The organism is Paenibacillus hebaui (assembly GCF_051934385.1).
Taxonomy (GTDB): Bacteria; Bacillota; Bacilli; order Paenibacillales; family Paenibacillaceae; genus Paenibacillus.
Genome location: NZ_CP196836.1, coordinates 2,150,769 through 2,173,889, shown reverse-complemented (window position 1 = coordinate 2,173,889; position 23,121 = coordinate 2,150,769). Strand labels below are relative to the sequence as shown.

Annotated in this window: 19 protein-coding genes; all 19 read right to left on the bottom strand. The window is 36.5% G+C overall.

The window, feature by feature from the left end; translation table 11 throughout:
- Nucleotides 1-56: 56 nt before the first annotated feature.
- Nucleotides 57-7,220, bottom strand: coding sequence for a phage tail tape measure protein (locus tag ACR32F_RS09935; RefSeq protein WP_440119758.1), 7,164 nt, complete (start codon nt 7,218-7,220; stop codon nt 57-59).
- 92 nt (nt 7,221-7,312) lie between these two features.
- Nucleotides 7,313-7,750 (bottom strand): hypothetical protein, encoded by a 438-nt coding sequence (locus tag ACR32F_RS09930; protein ID WP_440118475.1) that lies wholly within the window; start codon nt 7,748-7,750, stop codon nt 7,313-7,315.
- Nucleotides 7,740-8,222, bottom strand: a complete 483-nt coding sequence (locus ACR32F_RS09925; RefSeq protein WP_440118473.1) for a hypothetical protein — start codon at nt 8,220-8,222, stop codon at nt 7,740-7,742. The genes ACR32F_RS09930 and ACR32F_RS09925 overlap by 11 nt, the downstream gene beginning before the upstream one ends.
- 12 nt (nt 8,223-8,234) lie before the next feature.
- Complete coding sequence (locus ACR32F_RS09920) at nt 8,235-9,113, bottom strand: glycosyltransferase family protein (RefSeq protein ID WP_440118471.1); 879 nt, start codon at nt 9,111-9,113, stop codon at nt 8,235-8,237.
- 82 nt (nt 9,114-9,195) lie between these two features.
- Entirely contained in the window at nt 9,196-10,209 is a 1,014-nt protein-coding gene (locus tag ACR32F_RS09915; protein WP_440118469.1) for a glycosyltransferase, read from the bottom strand.
- A 5-nt stretch (nt 10,210-10,214) separates the two neighbouring features.
- Nucleotides 10,215-10,961, bottom strand: a complete 747-nt coding sequence (locus tag ACR32F_RS09910) for a glycosyltransferase (protein ID WP_440118467.1) — start codon at nt 10,959-10,961, stop codon at nt 10,215-10,217.
- A 57-nt stretch (nt 10,962-11,018) separates the two neighbouring features.
- Nucleotides 11,019-11,771 (bottom strand): hypothetical protein, encoded by a 753-nt coding sequence (locus ACR32F_RS09905; RefSeq protein WP_440118465.1) that lies wholly within the window; start codon nt 11,769-11,771, stop codon nt 11,019-11,021.
- Between the two features lie 51 nt (nt 11,772-11,822).
- Nucleotides 11,823-12,539, bottom strand: coding sequence for a hypothetical protein (locus ACR32F_RS09900; protein ID WP_440118463.1), 717 nt, complete (start codon nt 12,537-12,539; stop codon nt 11,823-11,825).
- 9 nt (nt 12,540-12,548) lie between these two features.
- Nucleotides 12,549-13,019, bottom strand: coding sequence for a hypothetical protein (locus tag ACR32F_RS09895; protein ID WP_440118461.1), 471 nt, complete (start codon nt 13,017-13,019; stop codon nt 12,549-12,551).
- A gap of 12 nt (nt 13,020-13,031) precedes the next feature.
- Nucleotides 13,032-14,255: a hypothetical protein gene (locus tag ACR32F_RS09890; RefSeq protein WP_440118459.1), complete on the bottom strand. Its 1,224-nt coding sequence runs from the start codon at nt 14,253-14,255 to the stop codon at nt 13,032-13,034.
- An 8-nt stretch (nt 14,256-14,263) separates the two neighbouring features.
- A complete protein-coding gene (locus ACR32F_RS09885; RefSeq protein WP_440118457.1) occupies nt 14,264-14,752 on the bottom strand; it encodes a hypothetical protein in 489 nt (162 codons plus the stop codon).
- 11 nt (nt 14,753-14,763) lie between these two features.
- Nucleotides 14,764-15,450 (bottom strand): hypothetical protein, encoded by a 687-nt coding sequence (locus tag ACR32F_RS09880; RefSeq protein ID WP_440118455.1) that lies wholly within the window; start codon nt 15,448-15,450, stop codon nt 14,764-14,766.
- 55 nt (nt 15,451-15,505) lie between these two features.
- A complete protein-coding gene (locus tag ACR32F_RS09875) occupies nt 15,506-16,495 on the bottom strand; it encodes a hypothetical protein (RefSeq protein ID WP_440118453.1) in 990 nt (329 codons plus the stop codon).
- A 31-nt stretch (nt 16,496-16,526) separates the two neighbouring features.
- Entirely contained in the window at nt 16,527-16,976 is a 450-nt protein-coding gene (locus ACR32F_RS09870; RefSeq protein WP_440118451.1) for a hypothetical protein, read from the bottom strand.
- A 19-nt stretch (nt 16,977-16,995) separates the two neighbouring features.
- Nucleotides 16,996-18,366 (bottom strand): hypothetical protein, encoded by a 1,371-nt coding sequence (locus ACR32F_RS09865; protein ID WP_440118449.1) that lies wholly within the window; start codon nt 18,364-18,366, stop codon nt 16,996-16,998.
- A 7-nt stretch (nt 18,367-18,373) separates the two neighbouring features.
- On the bottom strand, nt 18,374-18,514 hold the full coding sequence (locus ACR32F_RS09860) for a hypothetical protein (protein ID WP_440118447.1): 141 nt from the start codon (nt 18,512-18,514) through the stop codon (nt 18,374-18,376).
- Nucleotides 18,511-20,100 (bottom strand): hypothetical protein, encoded by a 1,590-nt coding sequence (locus ACR32F_RS09855; RefSeq protein ID WP_440118445.1) that lies wholly within the window; start codon nt 20,098-20,100, stop codon nt 18,511-18,513. Before ACR32F_RS09855 ends, ACR32F_RS09860 begins: the two co-directional genes overlap by 4 nt.
- Nucleotides 20,101-20,115: 15 nt before the next feature.
- A complete protein-coding gene (locus tag ACR32F_RS09850) occupies nt 20,116-21,927 on the bottom strand; it encodes a terminase (RefSeq protein ID WP_440118443.1) in 1,812 nt (603 codons plus the stop codon).
- Nucleotides 21,920-22,984, bottom strand: coding sequence for a hypothetical protein (locus ACR32F_RS09845; protein WP_440118441.1), 1,065 nt, complete (start codon nt 22,982-22,984; stop codon nt 21,920-21,922). The genes ACR32F_RS09850 and ACR32F_RS09845 overlap by 8 nt, the downstream gene beginning before the upstream one ends.
- Nucleotides 22,985-23,121: the final 137 nt, after the last annotated feature.

Here is a 23,121-nt window from a genome sequence, read left to right as displayed (position 1 = left end):
TCGTAAAGATAGATATAGAAAAAAGCACCCATTTCCGAGTGCTTAATTGTATTATTCTAGTATCCTTTTTTTCTTCGCTCAGAGGCAATTCTAGTAAAGAAATCTTTCGCTCCTGCTTCATCAGTGTTCAGTCTGTCAATATGTACATTAATGTCTCCATAAGTGGCGGGGGATAGAGTAGGAGATGTCGCTGGTCTAATTGCATCAAGGTTAAAATTACTCTTGAATCTATTGAACATATCTCTTGCCACATCAACAATTTTCAACACATTTGATGTATCTGACTTGTTCAAAACCATCTCTTTTTCATGCGCCAACAGTAATTTACCTTCTGACCCCCAAGCTGGAGTCATGCCACCAGTTTCAGCGCTAAAGATTTTCTGACTAACTAAATCCTTGAAACTACCATCTGGGAATCCATATACTGAACGCAACTGGTCATTGTTTGTCTTCAACTTGTTAAAATCATTCTCCAAATTTTTGTATTGAGCAGAAGACTTATCAAGCTTTTTCATATCGTTCTTGATTGACTCAGCAGACTGTTTATTGTTTAAATACTCAGTCCAAGCCTTTCTTGAAGCCATTGTCCCCTTAATTTTTTCAGTTTCGCTATTGCTGCTTCCGGGCTCTGGTGCTGAATAATCTCCACCTTTAAACTTGTTAAAAGCGTCTTGACTTTGTTGAAATTGATAGACTAAATTCTGCATCTCTTTTGACGTTTCGAATATATGAGTTTTCATGTTGGCGAATAACTTATCATATTCTCCACCAATAATCCCAAGTGTAGCAGTTACGACTGTTGCGTCCTCACTCATCAATCCTTTTTTCAGATCATAGAAATACTTCTGATCCTCAAGAATATCTTTATACTTTTGTTCAGTCTTTTTCTTTTCATCATCCAACTTATCGAGAGCATCTTGATGCTTCTTATCTTCCTCATCTTTGATCTTGTCGTTTACATCCTTACGACTATCAAGTTGATCCTGTAAACCTTGTTTAATAAGTTCGCGTTCACGGTCACGCTGAAACTTAGAAATTTCTTCTTCAACGGAAGCTAACTGTTCCTTAAGCGCTTTTCTCTTGGCATCAGCTTCAATGGAATCGTCTAAAGAGAGATCATTAATGTCACTAAGGATTTTATTTCTGTCCTTGGTTTTCTTCGCAAGTTCTTCCTCGTGATCATCAGAAGCATATTCTCGGTCAAGTGCTTTGAGTCGAGCATTGATATAATCATCAAATTGTTTCTGTTCATCATCAATATTCTTGGTGCGTTCCTCATGGCGCTTGTCTTCTTTTTCACGTTCTTTATCGATGGCATCCAGTGCTAAGTCACGTTGTTGTTCAATGACTTTTTTATATTCTTCGATAATGTTGTCAATGGCAGACTCTTTAAGCTCTTTCATCTTGTTATTGACATCAGTCATAGCGGAATTGGTATCAAGAAGGGAGAGATTTAGTTCTTTGAGTAGTTTGTTATACTTAACAGTTTGATCAGCGTTGAGTTTTCCACTGCTCAAAAGATACTTGATATAGTCAATTTCCTTGCTAACAATTCTGTTCTTTTCCTCAATAATCGGAATCTGATTGCGTAATTCTTTGTTGTATTCTACTGAGCCTTCTGTCATACCCTTTAAATTTGCTTCTGATAACGAAAGGGCATGATCTTGTTCTGCCAACTTATCATTATAGCTTCCAACAAATGATTCAATTACATTTTCGCGTTTAGCATAAATTTGTGCTTCATCGGCTAACATTTGAGTCTCAATTTCAGCTATCTGCTTATTGTAATCCTGAGAGGTGATTTTCTTTTGCTTCATTAACTCATTGATCTTTTTAATTTCTTCTTCTCTCAGTTTACGTTGCTGTCCAATTAAACTGATTTGGGACTGTTCCTCTTTACGCCATTCGTCTGAGTTAACATACAACACAGACTGCTTATTGGAAGATTTATCGATTTTATTCTGCACTTTTTCAATGGCATTGGAGTATTGTAGTACCCAATCATCAATTAATTTAAATTGGTTCTCTCTTTGCTCAGTACGAATCTCCTCAAGATCTTTTTTAGCATCTGCTTTTGCTTGAGCTTTGTCACTTTCGGATGCAGCTTTAGTCGATGTTTTTGTGCTGGCTTTACCGTCTGAACTAGTAGTTGATTCACCAACGCCATCAATACGTCTAGCGCTACGATACTTAGGTGCCCAATAACTACTGTTGAGGCTTTGTTCGCTAAGTCCACTTTCCGTACCCATTTGAATGAACTTACTGTTACCCGTATAAATGCCAACATGAGATGCGTTGTGTCCATCTTTGGTCTCAAAGAAGATCAGGTCGCCTTTTTTCAAATCCTTTTTGGCTACAGCAGTACCTTGTTGCGATTGTTGAGCAGCAGTACGGGGAAGAGTGATATCCATGAACTCTTCAAAGAATTCTTGTACGAATTGAGAACAGTCAGCAAGTGCTCGTTTCTTAAAATCCTCAAATGTCCCCTTAAATTTTCCTTCGACTTGCTGATACTTAAATTGTCCCTGCATATTCAAAGCGGCATTGATCATGGTGTCTAGTTTGCTGTTTGATTTGCCAGAGCCAGACGAAGAAGATGCCGAAGTAGAGGATGAGCTTGTGCCAGAGATTGAATTATAGTTAGCTAAAACTTTAGGAGCATAAGCCTTCGTTTCCGAAAATGGAATATTGCCCATCTGACCTTTTTTAATCCATTTATTCACATTTCCAGAACCCGCATTATACGCAGCTAGAGCATACTCAACATTTCCATTATACTTTTTGAGCAAATCTGCAATGTGCTTTGTACCACCCGCAATGTTTTGTTCTGGGTCGTATGCGTTTTTAACACCCAACCCTTTTGCGGTTTTCGGCATAAGTTGCATTAGTCCCATAGCTCCAGCGCCCGATTTAGCGTTAGGGTTGAAAGTACTCTCAGTTTGAATAATGGCAGCCACAAGTCTTGGATCGACGCCATTTTCAGAAGCGTATTTATTGATTATATCATCGTATTTACCAGAGTAACTTTCACCAGAAGTGTTTGAAGTTGTAGTAACTTTGTAGGAAACAAGCTTACTTGGATCAGCGATACCTTCCTCAAGTAATTTAGCTTTTCGTTCCAAAAGTTTGTTCTCTTCCATTATCGATTTACGGTAAGCAGCAGATCCCTGTTCGAGACTCTTTTGTTTATTATGTAAAGAATCAATAGCACTTTCTACATTTTGAAGTTTCTTCTGTAGGTCTGTTAAAACTTCATTAGTTTCGCTATATGATTCATTCGATTTATCATTGGATTTGGTGGCATCTTTGGTGGCTTTTCCGCTATCTTTGGTGGCCTTACTGGAGTCGTTGGCGGCAGTAGTCAAGTCTGTTCGAGCACTTTCCAACAAACTCAGATCAGCCATCAGATCTTTAAGAGCCGCTCTTTCCATAGCATAGTCAGAAATAGTGGAGTTGTTGATTATGTTTCCATTAGAATCGATACCAGATTGATTTCTCCGATAAGCCCCAAACATTTGTTCAGCTTGTTGTTCAGTAATTAATCCAGCTTCGAGTTGAGAGTTGATTTCTTTAATTTTTGCGGAAGCTTCAACTTTACGCCTACGCTCCCATGCAACCATTTCGATTTCGTAAGCGGTAATCCGCTTCTTTGTTTCTTCAATAGTGGTTTTTGTTTTAGCAATCTCATCATTGACAATGGAGATACGTTCCTCTTTTTTAGCAGCAACATATTTCTTAATAGCTTCCTTACTTAATCCTGTAACTTTGATAAAGTCGCCATATTTATCATTCATCTTTTTGATAGTATCAGTAGATAGACGATTCCCATTTGCCAGTTCAGATTGAGCAGTATTGAGAATATCGATTTCTTTTTTTGTTTCGGAGACAAAAGTTGCTGTTTCACTAATCTTCTGAGACATTTCATCTGTACGCTCAACTGTTTCTTCCATTGTCAAATTGAAAGAATTCAGTGCATCATCTACTGATTCTACACCCTCAACAACTGGAGCATAAGTATATTGAGACAATACTGCTTGTAAATTCTTAAAGGATGTTGCAGTTAAATTTGTAATTCCCGGCATATCCTCAAGAAGTTTCATGCCTTCTTCTGCGTTCGCAATATCTTCACCTTGAATGGAGCTGAACACATCGCCTATGTTCTTTTTGAACTCATCAGATGATACTCCACTTTCAGCAGCAGCGGCAGCATAGATATCTAGAAAACCACGAGTTAAACCCTCAATTTTAACATTATTCGCTTCTTGTTCGTCAACAAATGATTGCCCTGCACCTTTAAATGCGAGAACTTTAGCATTCATTGCGGTTTGCATTTCCGTTTTGGAGTTAGTGAGTAAATCACTTTCTTCTTTTAATCGACCAGCTAAGTCTTTAATGGCATCTTGATACCAATCATAGTGAGCTTTATCTGTGACGGGATCAAACTGTTGTGCTTCTGATTTCTTCTGTTCGTATTCAGCAAGTAGTTCATTATACTTCTTCTCTTGATTTATCAAAGCATCTCTTTTACTCTCGATATCTTTTTCAATGTTTACAGAATTCGAGGTATAATCAAGTTCAGCAGCTAATCTTGAAGCTTTTAAATCTTCTTCTTTTAATGCGATTTGAGACTGGATGGCTTTATTATTTTCTTGAAGCGATTTGGTCTGTCCGTCAACATTTGTGGTAGTCACATTGTATTTACTAGACAATTCACTCTCAATCTGAGCAAGTTTAGACTTTTCTTCAAAACTTAGTTCAGTCTTTTTAGACAACTCATCATACTCTTTTGATAGAGATTTGAGATTTGAAAGATCGTATTGGTTCTGATTTAACTCTTCAGTTTTGTCTGTGAAATCTTCGGTTGCTTTGGTTGTGTCAGAGAAAAGACCTATAATCCACTCTAATCCGAGACCTAGTGCAGAAAATCCTAATCCAACCAGTGTAGCTGACCTTAATCCAAGCAATGCGGTTTTTGCAAATGTAGCCGCAGTACCAGCAGATCGAAGCCCACCCGCAGTTGCTTGGCTTGAAACAGTTAAACCTCGCAATCCAGCAGATGCTGTTGCAGCAGAAGGAGCAATATTGAACAATGCTCTAACTGTATTAACTATATCGATAAGCAGTAGTTTAAATGATGCTCTTAATAGAACTAACCCACTACCTACCACGCCTAAGACAACTGGCAGAGCACCAACAGTTTCAACAAGTGAAGCAACACCGTTCATCATGGATGCGAATAATGAAGTAAGTACAACAATTGAGTCGGAGATAATGGCATTACCAAAGGCAATGGACATAGTTTCCCAAGCTGTTTTCATCTTTGCAATGCGAGCTTCGAGTGACTGCATATATTTTTCATTTTCTCGCGCCGCCGAACCTTGAGAATGGAGAGCTGTTTCAGTGGCGGAAAGGGAAATATTGTAATTTTGCATTAATGCGAGAAATCTTGTGAGCTGCCACGTTCCGGCTAATTGAACAGCAGTATACTGCTGTTGTTCTTTGGATAATCCATTCCATTTACCTGCGAGTTCATCCAGAATTATAGGAACATCTTTAACTTCACCACTCATATCACGCATAGAGATACCAACCTTGGCTAACACACCTTCTGATTTTTTCATTGTGGTAAGCCTAGAGTAGATGGCTTTAAGGCTATTTCCTACAACTGCTCCCGATTCCCGAGTGGCGGTCGTAATTGCTGTAGTGTCACCAAGTAACTTCTCCATTGATACGCCGAAGGTATTTCCAGCGGCTCCAGCCTTCGTCAACGATAAGGCTAGATTTTGAGTTGTAATTGCGTAATTGTTATCGATCTCGTTCAACTTATTCGCAATTTCAATACTCTTGCTTGCTTCAACATTGTATATGGTCATTGCTGCCGTTAATGTATCTACAGCTTCACCCGGGGTTAACTCCGATATGTTCTGCAACAAAGTGGTTGTCTTTGCCAAATTCATGGTCTGATCTTCATCGAATCCCATACGTGCAAAGCCGATAGCATTCTCATTTACCTCTGTAATGCTTCGTCCCAACTCGTTTGCTAACTGAATACTCCGAGACAACATACCTTCAAAATCTGTTGACTCATCCATCACACGTTTTAACTGAGTCATCTGGCTATCCACTTGAATAATGACGCTAGTCATTTCTCTTAATGCTCTGATAACGGTATAAACTGAAGTTGTTGCACCAGTCCATAGGGCAACTTTAGAAGCTGCATCACCAAATCGCTGTCCTAATGTTTTGGCTTCGCCTCCAGCCAGTCTAGCTTGAGAAGTAATCTGTGTGAGTTTGGTTTGCAGTTCAGTTAAAGCATTCTTATAATTACTAACTTTGCCTACATCTTTAAGTTGAGCATTTAGTGCATTCAACTCAGCAACAGCAGATGAATTATTCTTAAACTTTGACTGAGCCGCAGAAATTTTGGCTTCCATATCTGCAACAGCTTTTTTTCTATTCAGATTCTCAGTCATTGCCGCCGCATGTGCCTTATCTAATGCATCACGATCACGAGCAATTTTCTGCTCTTCAGCAAATCTCGTTCTTAACTGAGCAAGAAACTGTTGGTTACGCTGTTCTTCTTCTTTTAAATTCTTGTTGATCAGTGCGTTTTTTCTCGCTTGATCCTCTTGTAATGCGTGATAATGAGCTTTGTCTAATGTTTCGGATTTCTTTATAGTCTCTTCTTTTTGTTTCAGATAGTTAGTTAGTTCAGAATAGTTTTTTACGTTTCCAGCATTATCTAAATTGACAGTTACCTTTTGATTTTTATCGTTTGCGTATGTATTCTTACTACCTGTTACTTCACCAAGCTTATTTTTTGTTGCTTTTGAACTTGCTAATGTGTAACCATTTAGCTCCTTGGATAAATCCTGAAGCGTCTTTTTCTGTTCACTGTAAGCCTTAGATTCTTCATTAATCTTTTTAGTGTTCTGAGTAATAATTGAGCCATTGGTAAGTTGTTTCTGTGTAACTTTTTCAATAGAACCATCTAACTTTTTAGTTGTTACGATTGACTCATTAATTACTTTTTGTTGTTGTTCAAGTGCAGTACTCAACACTTTAGTTGCAGATGCAAACTCATTCATAGCCTTAACAAACGACTTATCAACACTAACTGATAAGTTAAGCTTTTGAAGAGATGGATGCTTGGCTATGGCCTTAATTTCTTCATTGATATTTTTCAGGCTTGAACCGACATTTATGCCAGCATCCACCATAATTTTCAATCTATTATCCAGTTAAATCACTTCCTTTTTGCTTCTAGTGTTAAAAAGAGAAATAAAAAAGAAGCGATTCAAATGATCGCTTCTCAGTGTTTCTTCTCTACTTTAATGTTCTGTTGTTTGAGTCCAGCATACAAAGCCGCTACATGTTCTCCAGTATTTTCCAACTCTTCCCTTGTTGCTTCTGTGAATGGACGTGGAATACCTGAATACTGAAAATCGTATGTATATCCTTTACCTGTCTCCACTATTTCAGCTACATTTCTATCTCCATCTGAACGTACATTTTCAACTACCAACGTAGTGTCATCGTTGATCAATTTAGATTCCATACTATCCTCACTACCTAATCTTCCTGTACGTTGATATACGCTAGGAGTATATGGATCATACACTTCCTCTTGTACTTTATCCTTCATAATTGTTTTAACAGTTTTGGCTACATTGTTATTTAAAGCTTTTGACACTGGTTGCTGTAACTGTTTAAGAAACTTTAACAAGTCTTGCTGTGTCTTAACTTGCATCAGAGATTTCCTCGGCTTGTGCTACTGAAGCTACAGCCATTTCAGCAATTACTTTTGCTGCTTGTTGTTGAGCCGCTTTAAATCTCTGTTCAAGTTTATCGAGTTCTTCTTTTGGGAATGAATTGATTACTTCATTGGTAATTCCGTTGTCAAGAAACTTTCGTGAAATCTCGATCAGACTACCCAAATTCATTTTTTTGGGAAATGGGAGGTCAGTGAATTTCTGCATCACCAACACATTGAACAGACTCAGTGTTCCACGAATCAATACATCGTCAAGCTCAGTTTTATTTCGCAATTCCTCAACTAGGGCAATGTACTCTGTTACTGCATCTTCCATCAATGACTCACGGAAGTAGGTGTGTACATTTACCTCATAATTTTCTGATGTCACATAGATTGTTTTACGCTGATTGTTCTTACTATCAACAGTATTAAGTTTAGCTAGTGTTAGCTTATTTGATTTAGTCATTAATTCATCTCCTTATGGTTTGTGTCCGTGGTACGCATTGATAACTTGCCGAGCTCTCAAATCATAATTATGATACTTGTATACAAATTGTTGTGCTCTTTTTGCTTTCCAAGTCCTATGTCTGTCTGTCATATTCAAAACTTCATCAACCATGAGTAACATCTCGTCGGTATTCTTTGGTAAATATACATGATCATGAAATAGGTATTCTTGAGCTGGTGTCCAAGGGCTAACTAACAATCCTCCACCTATAGACAGACTCTCATAAGGTCTCATCGAGGTTTGTGTAATAGATTTATCATCTAAATTTTGACCGATAATTACTTTACTTGATGAGTAAAGATAGGGGAGATCTTCATATGCACCATATCCTTTATAAATTGAAGGATGACTCAGCAAATTAATCTCACGATTAGAATCCATCCACCATTCATTGCCGTAAATACTCACGTCATATCCATTCTCAACAACTGGCATGATGAAACGTTTAGTCTGTTCAAATCTACGCTCATAGTTATTAGCAATAAGCACAATATCTCTTTGGATACCTGAATCGACTCGTTTGTGAAAGTTCGGATTGCAGCCAAATAACATCAACTCAGCTTGCTTGCCCTTGTTCCAGTAATTTGGTAAGCATTCCGCTGTAGTCGTAAAGATGTAGTCAGCATAGTCAGACCAGTAGTCACCTATCCAATGATCAAATGGGGTATCCTCAATTGAAAAGAATGTGTGGAATATTCCTTTTACTTTTGTGTGCTCAAATATGCCTTCAGCAAAGTTAGCGAAACACTCAGAAAATACAATATCTACATGATTGTTCTCTATGTAATCTTTGAATAATTCAACTTGGGTTTCCTTGTCTTTGTCCCACAATTGATATTTGCCATCCATAATGTGCACTTCATGTCCAAGATTACTGAATCCCGAAGCAACACCATATTTGATAAGGGAACTGTTATTCGTAAATAGAACTTTAAGACCCAAGCACAACACCACTTTTCAGTGCATATTCCTCAATTGCCTCATCGATCTGCCTGTAACGCACACTCCATGTGTTCTTTTTGGCTAAATTTTTTGTTATCTCTGCTACCTGTGCCTTATTGTTAATTGAAAACTGAATTGCTTTGTCTACTTGAGATAAAAATTCTTCATCGTCTTCTGCTGTTAATACTGCATCGGGATAAATTTCAGTTTCTTCCCATTTTGTAGCTACGGATAATGTACCAGATGCCATAGCTTCAAATAGCTTGAGAGGGCAAGATGACTGAGTAATACCATCTTTTAGATTGAATGGAATCAATGAAACATCGGCATGTTGATAGTATGCATGTAAATCATCGTGACTCTTAACACCCAAATTGATTACATTGTCGGGGCAGTGTTTCCCGAATTCTTGTCCTACTAAAAAAGTCTTGTATCTATCCGCTACTTTTTTTATTAAGTTCGTTGAAATCCATGAGCCAACAGCTCCAGAAAACATCACGATGGGCTCACTAACTTCTCTATACTCTTCAGGAACATTTGAATTTTTCTCAATGTATGAATCTGGACAGGCGTTTCTAATCAAATATGTAGGTTTGGATTCCTGAGTCTTAGCATATAGTTTTTGGCTTGTAGTAAATATAATATCTGCCTTATTCATTGCTTCTTGTTCGTATGGAGCCCAATCTGGAAACTCATCAACACGATTATATATATTGATCTTAGCTTTAATGTTTTCTACATATTGAGCAGATTTAGCCCAAGTGTAGTAAAAAACATCCACCTTGAGTTGTTTGTGTTTAATCTTATTCAACACTTCTTGAAAATTATGATAAACATAAACATGAGGATATACTTCTTCAACAGGTCTATTTGATTGTTCATTGTTGCAAAAAATAACATCATAACCGTTATTCGCGAATTGTTCTGAAATTTGTTGTGGAGTTTGCTTTAAAAATCCCCAATTTAATGTTGGTGGATAAAGCATTACTTTTCGTTTGGTCAATTTTTCTAACTCCCTAATTGTTTTAGTTGTTCTGGTGACATAATGTGTTGACTATAGGCAAACAAATCACAAAAAAGCTCAAATCCTTTATCTTGAGCCATCTTGCAGAAATATGCATCTTCGCCTTGTGGATGAAATCCGTATTTTACGGACTTATAAACTGATCTATCCAATAAAATGACTGCACCAGTCAAATCTACTCGTTGCAATTTAGAACAGAGTAGGGAAGGAGCAGTTTTAACATGATAGTTTGTTATATGTCGATATTGTCCTTTATCATCTAACTTCATGATATTTGGATATAAATAAGGCTTATCTTTGTTGGTTAGATATCCATTGTAAATTAGTCCCGATACAATCTTTTTGCCGTGTTTAAGCAGTTTAGTAATTACATCGGATTCAACAATGATATCTGTATCGATAAAGATTAGTTTATCAGTTCTAGTTTTAGTCATAATGTAATTCTTTAAATTGCTCAAATGCTTGTAAATATGCTGGTTCCTTACGCTAAACTCTCGCTTGTCTGCTGGAGTATCGTTGTTGATTACATCGATTCTTATATTATTGTACAAACCTTTGTTATCTTTTTTGAATTCTGTTAACAACTTAAATGTTTTATCGGAGCTATCATTGACAACAAAGTGTAAATCGATTAATGACTTAGGATAGTTAATTTCAAAAATCTTCAACAGATAATTAGGAAGTATCCACTCTCTGTTTCTTACTGGCGCGGCTATTGTAATTGTTTTCATATTTTTCTCCTAGAAAAAAATAGGGGCAAAGCATTAAGCCTCACCCCATATGTATTTTTAGTCTTGGTCGTCGTAAACGATCATGTCAATCAGTGTATCAATACCATCAACTTTTGCAGGGAAGAGGTCAAATACAAGAGTGAGGGTACTTGGATCTCCTTCGGCAGAGTTTGAAATAGTGAAGTTTGGCTGAATTTTTGCTTTATAGCAAACCATTTGTGAGCCCACAGCAGATGTACTAGTTTCATCGATCCAAATTGTGTCACCAATCAGTTTCACATATTTAGGGAATCCCTTAGCAGTGAACGACAGTTTACTTGCTTGTGCAACTTCCGTTTGATAGTAAACTTCAACTTCATCACCCGGTTGTACAGTTGCTCCAGCATCCATAGTAATCGTCTTGTCCGTAACAGTGTGAACTTGATTCTCCTTCACTGAAAGACCATTAACGAATGGGAAAACGACTACATTTCCAACTGGAACCTTTTTAAGAACTACTGTATTGTCTGCTAAAACAGGTAGAATCTCTGTCTTGTAAACATTTTGTTTACCACGTTTAATTTCTTCGCCAGCCAAAATTGCCAAATGCTCCAGTGAGAAGATTTGTGTTTCAACTGTAAGGGTGGCTGTTTTTTCACCATCCCACGCAATACGACGAGTACCCGCACCCATTGCATAGACTCGGCTAGAAGCCATTTCAAGAGACGAAGTATTTGCATAATCCATTTTCATCAATGGGGTACTGCTTACGAAATCGACAATTTGAAGATCCAGAATATCTCTATTACCATAACGACCATCTACTAACATTTATAATTTCCTCCTAATATAAATAATCTCCGACCCTTGGTAGAGTGGAGATTAAAGTTTTGTTCTTTTTATCCATTCGGGTAATTTTGTGTTTTCACCCAAATGTCCGTTTGCCCAAACTGGGTGGAGCCTGTTAAAACTTTCTTTAATATTCAATCGTTCGAATTGTTCATAGACTTGATAGATTGTGAGTGATCCAACATTGAAGATATTTATTCCATTGTTACCAGCATTACAAAGGATAGAAAGAATGTCCTTAATTTCAAGCACATCTTCTTTTTTTTGAGTTTTCTTTTTGAAGAAGTTGATTCGATCTTGAAATGCCTTTGCTTTGGCTGTTTTTTTTGTTTCTTGTTCTGATCCCATATCCATTGCATTCAACTGTTTTATAACGAGAGAATAGTCTTGATAGTTATCTTTGTTGACAAACTCTACGCCATCGACCTTAAAAGAATTGGATAGTTCATCAAAGATTACTGGAGATCTAGCAAAGAAAGATAGTGAATCAGTCATATAATCTTTAAGATTGGGGTGGTCAGTCAGAATATCATAGTCAGAAGTTTCTTTGATCAGATCATAATCTTCATCAGATAAATTGAATAAATCGATTAATATCTTTTCCTTGTTAAACAAAGAAAATTGTACCTTCAACATGTATTCTTCATATCCGACATTTGATATCTCATCCATAGTAGGAGAATAAATATTGACTGATCCATTAAACTTGGTAGGTTGCGCTAAGAATGCTTGAAGGCGATCAATAATCATTTAATCACCTCAGTTAAAATCGTAAGTCTTGTATACCACATAGGAACCATGGTAGTCGGTGTTTACACTTAAATAATCCATTGTGTGAAAGTTCGCTTTTCCAACCCCAAGCCCATCAAAGTCATTAAAAAGTTCATCCAATTTAATAGTTATGTAGTCTGTTCTTAAAGTACCATAATCTGTACGAAACAAGTCTTGATGTGTGAAGACATTAAATGTGATAAATCCAGACTTATAAGAATTACCAACTTTTCTGTAGTTTCCGAAAGTCATTGTTATGTATGTCTTTTTCTCATCAGAAGTTTTGGGTACAAATTTATAGGGGAAAATGTGATTATACATTACCATCTGGGGATCAATATCTTTTTTATTCAAGAAATCAGAATCATTGTAAACTAAAGCCTTGAGTATTTCCTGTGATGACAGAAGTTTGTCTATAACAGTAATTTTATCTCTAGCCAAACTCTCAAATCTGGACATACCTCACCTCCTTTACATTAGTGGCACAATCTTAATTCTCTTATTCCCAACGGATAATCCATTGAGATTCTGTACATTCAATTGTACATACAGAGGAACTCTGATTTTGGTAAAATCAATATTGCTTGCCGCTTTAATCGTGCATTTGTTGTTACCTTGTGACACAATAGAAGCAAACTTACTAGGCGTTACTCCATCATCTGAAGACAGCACAAATAAGCCCTCGTCTTGCCATGGAGAGCCATTCAAATAGAATTCACACGTATAAACACCCTCTCGACCAGACTTAATTGAATCATTGCCTGTAATCGTTACTGAGTAGTCATTGCTAATACTATCTACTACCACAATCATCAGATTAGTCGAAATCCCTTTGTAATTAATAGTGATTTCAGTCTCACCAACTTGTTTAGGTGTAAACAGTCCTGTGGAATCAACATCTCCGATTTCCTTGTTAATTACAATGAATTCAATGGAAGGATTTGATATAATCTTATCGCCTTTTTTGACTTCAACATTTAATTGGATAGTCTGATTGATGCCAATACTATTAATTTGATCATTGAGTAATCTCATACCGTAGGGTGTATATCGATTGTAATCAGCAATACCCAATTCAAGATTGTCTTTGACTGGATCAATTTGATCTGACTGTAAGCTGAGGTTAACTAAACCTTCGTCTGAAACGTAATCATCATCAATCACTTTAAAGACTTCGCTACCGAAGATAAAGCGATCATCACGTTTTAATTTACGAGTATGTTCATTAAGTTGCACAACGGTTTGTCGTCTACCCGCAGGTAAATTCATAACCTTTCCTTCTTCAATACCAAAATTCGATCTAGCGTTATAGTAAAAAACAGTTGGATGCGCTTGAATGTCACCATTGTCATCGATCCACTTTAAAGTTTGATTGCATCTTTCCATAGTACCTTGAGAAATAATTTCTGTATGAGGTTTAGCTTCAGTAATTAACCAATAGTCATCGTTCCAGTAAACAAGTTCACCTGACTCAATGGACTTCTCGTATGGATGGGCAGTAAGCTTGCATATATCCTTTTTAATGTGTGGTAAAATCCAAAGCTTTTTACTGATCTCATTTACCTCAACTGTATATGCTAATGGATTTAACATAAAACTTGATGCTATCTTTCTTTTGTTGTTGTAGACATCAATATCTTTGCGATGTCTTATAGCATGAGCATTATTTATCTTTCGAAAATACCCTAAATCCATATTTCACCTCAATCAAACTGATACTTACTGTAATCAATTCCTTTTAAAGCACCAGTTAGTCGATTCCTAGAGAAATATTCACTTAATCTAAGTCTGTTATCAGAAACTATGCCCTTATACATATCAACAAAGGTTTTTCTTTCATTTGCTGGACTAAATGCTTGTAAGTCTTTTGGACTAAAGTGAATTTGATTCGCTTTAAGAGTTGAGTAATCACGATGAAAGTGACATTCAAGCATTAATTGAGCTATGATATTTATCTCTACTCTTGTTAACTCTTCATCGAACACTTCAGTATCTTTATTATATCCAAATGAAATTTCAGGAAATCCCTGTAGCAACAATTTAGAAATCGCTTCGTTTAAATAGTTGTAAGCTCGATTTTTTACAATACTTTCAGCTTCGTCATCAGGTACATTTTGATATGTAAAGAAATCTAAGTCTCTCTCAATAAGTTTATAAAAAGAATCTAATACCGATTCAACTGGAGTACCCATAAGACACCTGCCTATTCCGAAGGAGCTTCTTGAGCACCATTTGCACTAACACGTTTACCCGTTTGTTTTTTGGTTTCTTTGTTCTCATTTTGTTTTGCTTCAAACTCTGCTCTAATTTCAGCTTCAATTTTCTTTCGTTCTTCAGCTAGAATTTCTTCCAATTCCTTCTGTTTCTTCGAGCTTTCTTCAGCTTCCATTTCAGAAGAAGTTTTTCGAATTTGAATAGCTGTAATCCGTTTTCCTTCATAGAGTTCCTTATAACGACTATCAATAGCGTTTTTCACTCTAGTAGAAATATCATAGGCATTGGAATTGTCTAATTGAGTGACCATTCCACGCACACGTTCAAAAAGGGATGTGGAGTCAATCTTCATCAGTAATTCGAGCCCTTCTTTTGTAGGTTCTAGAATGATTTTTTCAATGTCTTTGTTGGTCAGAATAGTTTCCCAATTACGGACACCCAAGGCTTCATAGATATCCTTCTCCTTGGCTGGATCAAATCTCAGATAACCCTCACGGAAAACATGAGATTGGGTGTTAATACCGCGAACTTCACTGAAAGAAAGCTGCAATACATATGGGATATCATTGCTTGATGGCTCAAAAAGATAACCATCTTGTTTAATGTTGCTTGCTACAGCTACACAACCGTCTGTATAGTTGTGAACGTCAATTAATGTACTGTCGTTAATACTCATAATCTCTCCCTTTCTATAAATAGGGGCGAATTAACGCCCCCTAATTTAATGATGTTTAAGTCAAGACAATCTTGGCAATTTTGTCAATCTTATTGATTGCAGTTCCGAATTCAAATCCAGTAATCTTCAGATCAACTTTCTCACGTTGGTTGTCAAAGGTTTCATACACGCGAAGTTGTCCACGCATATCCAATTTACCAATCTTACCTGCCAAACCGAAAATGCGTTTATCAGGCAACAACTGCATGTTATCACCAGTACGTTTCGCACCGGAAATTTGACCTACACGTACACCGTTATAGAAGTCAACCAATCCATACCGATTGAAGCTATTTTTCATTTCTTCGCTCATAAATGGAGCATGTCCACTCATACGTGCAATTTGTTGTGCATATTTGGAGAGTGAAACTGTGAATGGATTTTCTCCACGATCAACCAAATACAATGCAAGTTGATCCATAGCCGCAATGGAAGGATTGGAACCTCCAGCAGTAATCAATTGCTCGCCACCTGTAATAGCTGCATCTACCTGAGAGAAAATATCATAGAACATTTTGTTTTGAAGTGCTTCTTTACCGAAAACAGTCAGATTGGCAATTGATTTGAATCCGTTGCGTCTAAGGTCTGCATATGTAATCGAAGTTTCAACTTGCTTATGTTTCCATACTGGAGTTACAGCGTTATTATCAATATATGATTTGTTAACATTGCCGCCTTTTGCAGCGTCATGAGCAATCAGGGTATTCTTAGGATCTTCGACAAGTTTATAATCGTCAAACTCATCGATGGTCCCACGATCAAACATGAAATCAAGAAGCTCATCTGGAACATCATACACTTCAGGGCTGATAACGTTGACAATATAGTTTGCTAGTTCATTATTATGATCTGAACCTTTCTCGCCAATATCTTTAGCCCATGCATCCATTACCTGTGAAATCTCTTTATCTTCAGAGCTCATGTCTTTCTTATATTCAACTTTAGATGCCCATTCAAACATTTTACTTTTTTCATTTACTAGACTTGCAATTTCAGTGTTAAGCATATTTTTAGTATCCTCCTTGGATTATCGTTTATTAGACTACTTCAACTACTGCGAGTGTGTGACCATTATCATTTGTGGTTCCATTAAATCGAAACTTTGTGGCGGCAGAAGCCTTTTTAAGTTTTCGAGCATTTGCACCAGCAGTTTCAACCTCAAGGTAGTCCCCATTGACCAATCCCGTTGCAACAAATTCAGTTGTTCCATAGACTTCTCCAGACAAAGGAACTTCCAAGACGACAAATTCTCCATCCTTAATATTTTCCAGTCGCTCATCATAATCTGAGAGTTCACCTTCTACGCTCATCAAGCCTGTAGGATAGTTATCTTTATTCACCCAATACAATCCCTCTTGGGATGTTGGGGTTACTGCGGTTTTAGTTGAGAAATCTTTTTGAACGAGCTGTCCTCGTACAGTTGGTGTAGCGGATTGAAATGTTGCGTCAGCAACCTTATGTGGGTGTGTTTGCAAACTTCTAAGCATTTTTTATTCCTCCATATAGTTATTTTCGAATTAGGGTTGATAGGACTGTTCTGTAGTCAAACTTTTCATCATCAGTATCAATGACTTTTCTTTCTTGTTGCCCTGAACCTTTATTTTTGTTGTCACTTTGTGCTACGACTCTTTCAGCAATTAGTAATTTAATGCCTTTTTCATCGGCTTCATCAATTAGCTGTTTAATTTCACTAGTTTCTAGTTCTTCAATGGTTATGTATCCACTCTTAGTAGCCATTTCTTTAAGCTGACTTCTCTTTTCGGATAACTCATTTTCGATTCGCACTTGTTCAGCAGCTTCAAATTCTGCTTTAAAAGGTTCCAGTTCAGCAATCGACGATTCTAGGATAACAATTTGTTCACTGGCTTCAATCAGCTCTGTATTCTTTTGGTCGAGCTTTTCGGATAGCTCATTGACTTGCTTACTCAGTGATACTACAGGCTCCTTATCTGCCAATAGTTGACTCAACTTAGCTTCTGTTCCTTCTCCAATTGTTACGGTATCATCAGCAATCGAGTACGTGAATACCATATAATCATCATTCGAACTGCGATCAATATCATAAGCTAGAACTTTGTGTTCTTCAGGATATACTTCCCACACTGAGTAGTATGGATTGCTTGAGTAACCCTTTGGATTCAAAGACTCTTTAACTTTTTGATGCAAATCTCTAGCAGAGAGTGCGGACACTTCTGTGTTATTTTTAGGCAATGTATCTTCCTCCTTTCCTTGTTCTTGTTTTTCAATATCTGAACATAACGCTTCGGCTAATTCAAAATCAACTACATCAACAGATGCAACTTGAACAACACCGCTAGAATCATACGCTGGAGATACTGACGATCCTAGTAGGGCATGTCCAAAGAACTCGCCTTTATCAATAACCTTCACTGTACGTCCATCAATTGTTTCTGTGTGACTTTCAGATACTTTAATTTCCCAAGATGTTTTAATTGAATCGGCTCTAGTTTTGAGTACCTTGTATGCTTGATCGTATCTCTTCCAAATATGAGCATTTGCTACGATATATTCTTTGTTATCAATTGTTTCAATAGATACATTGTTGAACATACCGAATGCTGAAGTATCAAACTCAATAGTTTTATATTTTTTACCTTTAGCATCTGCTTTTTCAACTACTTTTGCATTGTGACTCGTAAAATCGGCAGCACCTGTACTAGATACTTCTACTTTACCTACAACAGGTTGACCAACTAGTGTAGAAACCCAACTATCGATAGTCTCTCTATTCAAAGAAACGTCATTCTTATTAGGATCGAAGTCACAAATTACAAATTTCACATCTGCTTTAGTTGAGTTCTCATCAGACTCACTCAAAATAATGTTGAACTGGCTGGTAAAATTAGTTGTTTCCACTTTCTATTTATTCACCTCCTTCAGCTAGTTCAATATTTAGAATATCCAAGTGTTCATTTAATTCGCTTAAATTCACTTTTTCTTTCTTGTGGGTAACTTCTACCTCAAGTTCAGTATTACAGCATGGACAAGAGATCGTTAATTTCATTGACCATTCCTTCTATCTTGATCCTGAACTTGTTTATCTGGATTATTATTGTCTACGGGTCTGCCGCTATTAGAATTTCCAGAATTAGTGTAGGAGGTAGAGCGAGGAGTAAAGATTTTTTCGTAGTTCAGTTCGTTTTCTTTAATTCTCTTTTGCTTTTCATCTTCAACATTGATACCTAAAAGCCCATAAGCTGTCTCTAACGAGGAGTTGAATTTACTATAAAGCAACTCAGCTAATTTTAGTTTAAGCTCTTTATCAAGTTCCTCGGAAGGCAACAGTTTGAGAGTTGGACAGTAATCCAATGGAATGTTATTGTCTTTCAATACAACTCTGTACCATTTCTCAATTATGTCTTGCAATTGCTCACAAATTTTATTGATTGTTTTCATTAATTCATTAACTGAAATGTTTGCAGATGTGTATGTCTGACCATCACCCACACTTAAGAAACCGATACCTAATGATGTCATTTGTTTGTTTCGATGGTAGAGTACATTATTGATGTTTGTAGATTCCGTTTTTGGTTCAATGTACTTAATGTCCTCAACAAAAGCTGGAGCAGCAAATATAACAGTTTCATTCTTCCAAGCTTTCAAGAAGTTATCATGTGTATAAGCCATCTCTTCGAATGATTGTCTGTTATAATCAGTTCCAAGTATCTCCTTATGTAATTTTAAGAAGATAATCTTCTTTGCTTTTGCTCTAGCATTAATGCGATCACTTCTGTCAAAAGTTTCAAGAATGAGGGAAGAACTTAGAGTTCTAAATATAGGAGATAAACCGTATTTCCTGTTCATATTGTTTACACGAATGATTCCTGTATTTTCTACATTCAGTTTTACGTATGTATCCTTCTCTGTATAACCTCTATAGATTTCGTCTGGATAGTTCTCTTTAATTTCCTCATCTAGTTTATCGAAGAACAACTTTTTGCCTTTTCTAGTCTTTATGTTTGTTTTTTGTAATCTTGACTTCAGTTCGTTCATATTGATTAGTAAGACTGGCTCTCCACCGATTTCATAGTCACTAACCTCTAGTACACCTAATGAATAGTGATCAACTATGTAACTGTCTCCCTTAGAGCGAAGATACATAGGATAATTTCCCTCTGCATAGGCAATTGGAATGGCTTTACGCAATAACTGTTTGAGATTGATTTGCTTATTAAAATTCTCAATAAGACGTTTCACATCATCCATTAAAGCAGTATTTCCATTCTTGATAGTTGGAAATGAAAGTCTAAATTCTGTGTTTATGTTACTTTCAATAGTCTCATACACTTTTCCAATTAAGTCATCTTTGTTTATGTAGAATTTAATAATTGAGTTCACTTTACGAATTTTTTCAAGATTGCCCTGAGGGTTATCGGCTAACATTTCGAGTTCTTTTGAACTAGTCTTCGTATCGCCATACGTTTCTTCGTTAAGATATGTAGAGTACTGATTGTTTGAACTATTAAATTGATACATAGCTTGCTCAAGCCAGTGCTTTCCAAGTTCTTCAGATGTGCCAATTATAGATACAGTGTCTTCATCAACCTTCTTAGGGATTAAAACTTCAAACTCTTCCTTTTTGTCCGTCACACTGCCCCTCCTTTCTTAAAATTCAATTTTCGAGACGAATGATGGTGCATTAGCCCAATCTATTTTTTTAGTATTTTTCTTTGTAATACTTTCACGTCTAAGATTCCGCAAATACCATGCTAACATTGCAATCGTATAGGCTCTATCATCCCCGATTTTATTCTGTTTCTCTGGAGGCAGGTCATATCTCACGTTGTTGTTTGTACTCTTGAATGCATAGATACTTACAAGTTCTTCTTTAGCAATATCTACGTTCTTTAGAGCCACTTCTTCATCCAAAGATAGTTTGTGTTCCTTATGTTGACCATCTTCCTCAACAAAATACAAAGAACCTTTACCATCATAACTCTCAGTAAAGGTGATTAAATCTAAACTCATCATTTCAATTAGAGCCTCAAACATATCTCGCTTGAATTTTTGTGGTGAAACTAGAGTCAAAATATTACTTGCATTGGGATATTTGCTTGCATGTATAGCGTATTCATCGTGTTTGGCATCAATTAATCCTTTATGTTTTCTTCCAGAACTATCAACCCAATCATCTAACAATCCATCAGCCCAAGAGGATACACCTGATCCCCCTGCACCGGAATCAATTAGTACCTGCATGACATTTTCATAGTCTGCTGCTTCTGTTCCATTATAATCAAGCAATAATTGTTTAAAATGCTTTATCTGATCTGGGGTTTTAATTGGTGTTTTTTTCTTTTTGGCAACATCAACAAAGCTAACTGAATTGCTAATACTCATCTTCCAACCAACATTTTCATCAAAATAGAACTCAGCAGGGGTACAGATCGAATTATCGTGTTGTCTTGCAGGGTCAATAGCTAAAACAAACTTCTGTTTCCCTTCATTCGCTAGAACAGGGATACTGGCTTTAGAATTTCTAATAATGGAAGCTCTCTTAATAATCTGTAGATCGGAACCTTCTGTTGTGAACACATTCTTGTACTCTCGCATTGCCTTCTCGCTATTTTCACGCATAGCGGTCTCAACTGTCTCTTTTGATAAAAGTGGTACACCATAAAGTTTTCCGTTGTATGTTGCATTGATAACGACATCGCTGCTAATATCGGCAACAAAATACCGTTTATCACCAAGGAACATCTTCTTTGCGAAGTCTTTATACTTTCTATAGAAATATGTATCAGTAGAGGAAGCAGAGGAGGCATAAATCAGTTGATTGGGGAATTGCTTGGGTAAGAGAGTAACGTCTACATCTCCACCTAGTCTAAAATCACTATTTTGTGTGGTAAATGGCTCAGAAGTAGTAAATAATTCATCAGGTGCAAAACCAGATTCATCGTAAAAGTTTAAATTACTACGCTTACTCCTGTTGTTATCGAAGGAACCATTAAGAGATTTTACAGTAGCGGCGTTATATAGCTTATAAGAGAATGATGCAGGGTTGTGAGTGAAACCATCTGTATTGGCAGAGCTTTTCACTGTCTCATTGTAGAATATGTCCGTCAAACCTGTGAATGAAGTGATTTCTTTTTTAGCAATCTTCTCAATTTTCATGAACATCTCTTGCGATTGCGATCCAACACCAGCTAAAATGTAGGCTTCAAAGTTAGGGATCAATAATGATTTTGTCATAATAAAAGGTGAACCCAGTGTAGTTTTCCCACTAGATCGACCCATACACCATAATACATACTGTGTAGACCAACTTTGCATGAATGCATACTTTTGATAGTCTAATAGTTCCATACCTAAAAATCGTTCTACGAATCGTACAGGATTTTTTCTACCCCATTGGATAATTTTCGCTAACTTTAGATAACCATCAATTTTTCTTGTAGACATCGACTCTTTAGACATTTAACTCACCACTTCTAAGCGAGTTTTTAAAACGCCTTAACTCTTCTTGTAATGATTCATTCTCATTTTGAAGTCGCAACAAGCTTTCTCTCTGCTCTACAATCATTTCAGAATAGTCATTTTCATCAAACAATAATTGATCCATAATACTCTTATTGCTTATGTCGGCAACCTGCTTCATTCCATCAGAAGTTTCAATATCAAACAAGTTGATACTAGCCTCTTCGAATCCCTTTTCCTGCAAGTCTTTAATTATTGCACTCAAAGTGCCAGCACCCTTACTTTTGTTGTTATTATGATTGACTGATATGCCATTATCTTTAGCTAGTGCAAGAATGGACTTATACAATTTATCCTTCGTTTCAACTAGAGATTTTATTTGACCGGGATGTTTCACAAGAGCATCAATATCTGTATTCATTGATGCAATTGCATTGTTTAATTTATCCAATTGATTAAATCCTTTAACTATCTCAATCACAGTAGGTAATTTGAAACCATCTTCTAGGGTTCCTTCATCTAGAAAGTCTACTAGCCTATTGTAAAGTAAGGGTTTATCATCTGTTCTCTCATAAATAAAAGGATCGTGTCCTATTAATTTTATAATATCTTTTTTACTAGATTCGCTCGTTTTTAGAAAGTCTAACCGTTCCTGTTCTTCTTGTGTAGGATCATTAGAGAGTAGCTCACGTTCGATTACAGATCGAGCGTTGATATTCTTTCTAATAGATTCATTTGAATCACTATCTAACCAACTTAAATCTTTAAAGTCCTTCATCCCAATTGATTTTATATAGTAACCAAAATAATCTTGAGACCTCTTTGTGTCTGCTTCTTCCTTAGCTGAATCCCAAATAGATAAAATAAATGGTCTATTAATATTCAACAGGACATCTTTCACTGTGTTAACATCGTTATAATCTATACTTTTTTTAAGACAGGTCTTACATATACTTAGCTTCCCATCTTTATCGAATTTATTGTAGCTTGCATAGAATTCACTTTTATTGTGTTCATTGTCGCAAGTTCTACATACTTTACGTTCTCTTTCTCCCAATAGTTTTCACCTTCCTTTTATCTAACTCCCATAAAAAGAAATGATAAGTAGGATTGGGAGGGAGAGCCCGTTTTACATTCCTTAATACAGGAACAACCTACTTAACAAAAATAAATAAGAAATAACCCGATTCTATA

Coding starts and splice junctions, on each gene's coding strand:
- ACR32F_RS09935 (WP_440119758.1), bottom strand. CDS start 7,220: ATGGTGGATGCTGGCATAAATGTCGGTTCAAGCCTGAAAAATATCAAT.
- ACR32F_RS09850 (WP_440118443.1), bottom strand. CDS start 21,927: ATGTCTAAAGAGTCGATGTCTACAAGAAAAATTGATGGTTATCTAAAG.
- ACR32F_RS09860 (WP_440118447.1), bottom strand. CDS start 18,514: ATGAAATTAACGATCTCTTGTCCATGCTGTAATACTGAACTTGAGGTA.
- ACR32F_RS09905 (WP_440118465.1), bottom strand. CDS start 11,771: ATGTTAGTAGATGGTCGTTATGGTAATAGAGATATTCTGGATCTTCAA.
- ACR32F_RS09900 (WP_440118463.1), bottom strand. CDS start 12,539: ATGATTATTGATCGCCTTCAAGCATTCTTAGCGCAACCTACCAAGTTT.
- ACR32F_RS09925 (WP_440118473.1), bottom strand. CDS start 8,222: ATGACTAAATCAAATAAGCTAACACTAGCTAAACTTAATACTGTTGAT.
- ACR32F_RS09895 (WP_440118461.1), bottom strand. CDS start 13,019: ATGTCCAGATTTGAGAGTTTGGCTAGAGATAAAATTACTGTTATAGAC.
- ACR32F_RS09920 (WP_440118471.1), bottom strand. CDS start 9,113: ATGGATGGCAAATATCAATTGTGGGACAAAGACAAGGAAACCCAAGTT.
- ACR32F_RS09880 (WP_440118455.1), bottom strand. CDS start 15,450: ATGAGTATTAACGACAGTACATTAATTGACGTTCACAACTATACAGAC.
- ACR32F_RS09870 (WP_440118451.1), bottom strand. CDS start 16,976: ATGCTTAGAAGTTTGCAAACACACCCACATAAGGTTGCTGACGCAACA.
- ACR32F_RS09875 (WP_440118453.1), bottom strand. CDS start 16,495: ATGCTTAACACTGAAATTGCAAGTCTAGTAAATGAAAAAAGTAAAATG.
- ACR32F_RS09930 (WP_440118475.1), bottom strand. CDS start 7,750: ATGCAAGTTAAGACACAGCAAGACTTGTTAAAGTTTCTTAAACAGTTA.
- ACR32F_RS09890 (WP_440118459.1), bottom strand. CDS start 14,255: ATGGATTTAGGGTATTTTCGAAAGATAAATAATGCTCATGCTATAAGA.
- ACR32F_RS09885 (WP_440118457.1), bottom strand. CDS start 14,752: ATGGGTACTCCAGTTGAATCGGTATTAGATTCTTTTTATAAACTTATT.
- ACR32F_RS09910 (WP_440118467.1), bottom strand. CDS start 10,961: ATGAAAACAATTACAATAGCCGCGCCAGTAAGAAACAGAGAGTGGATA.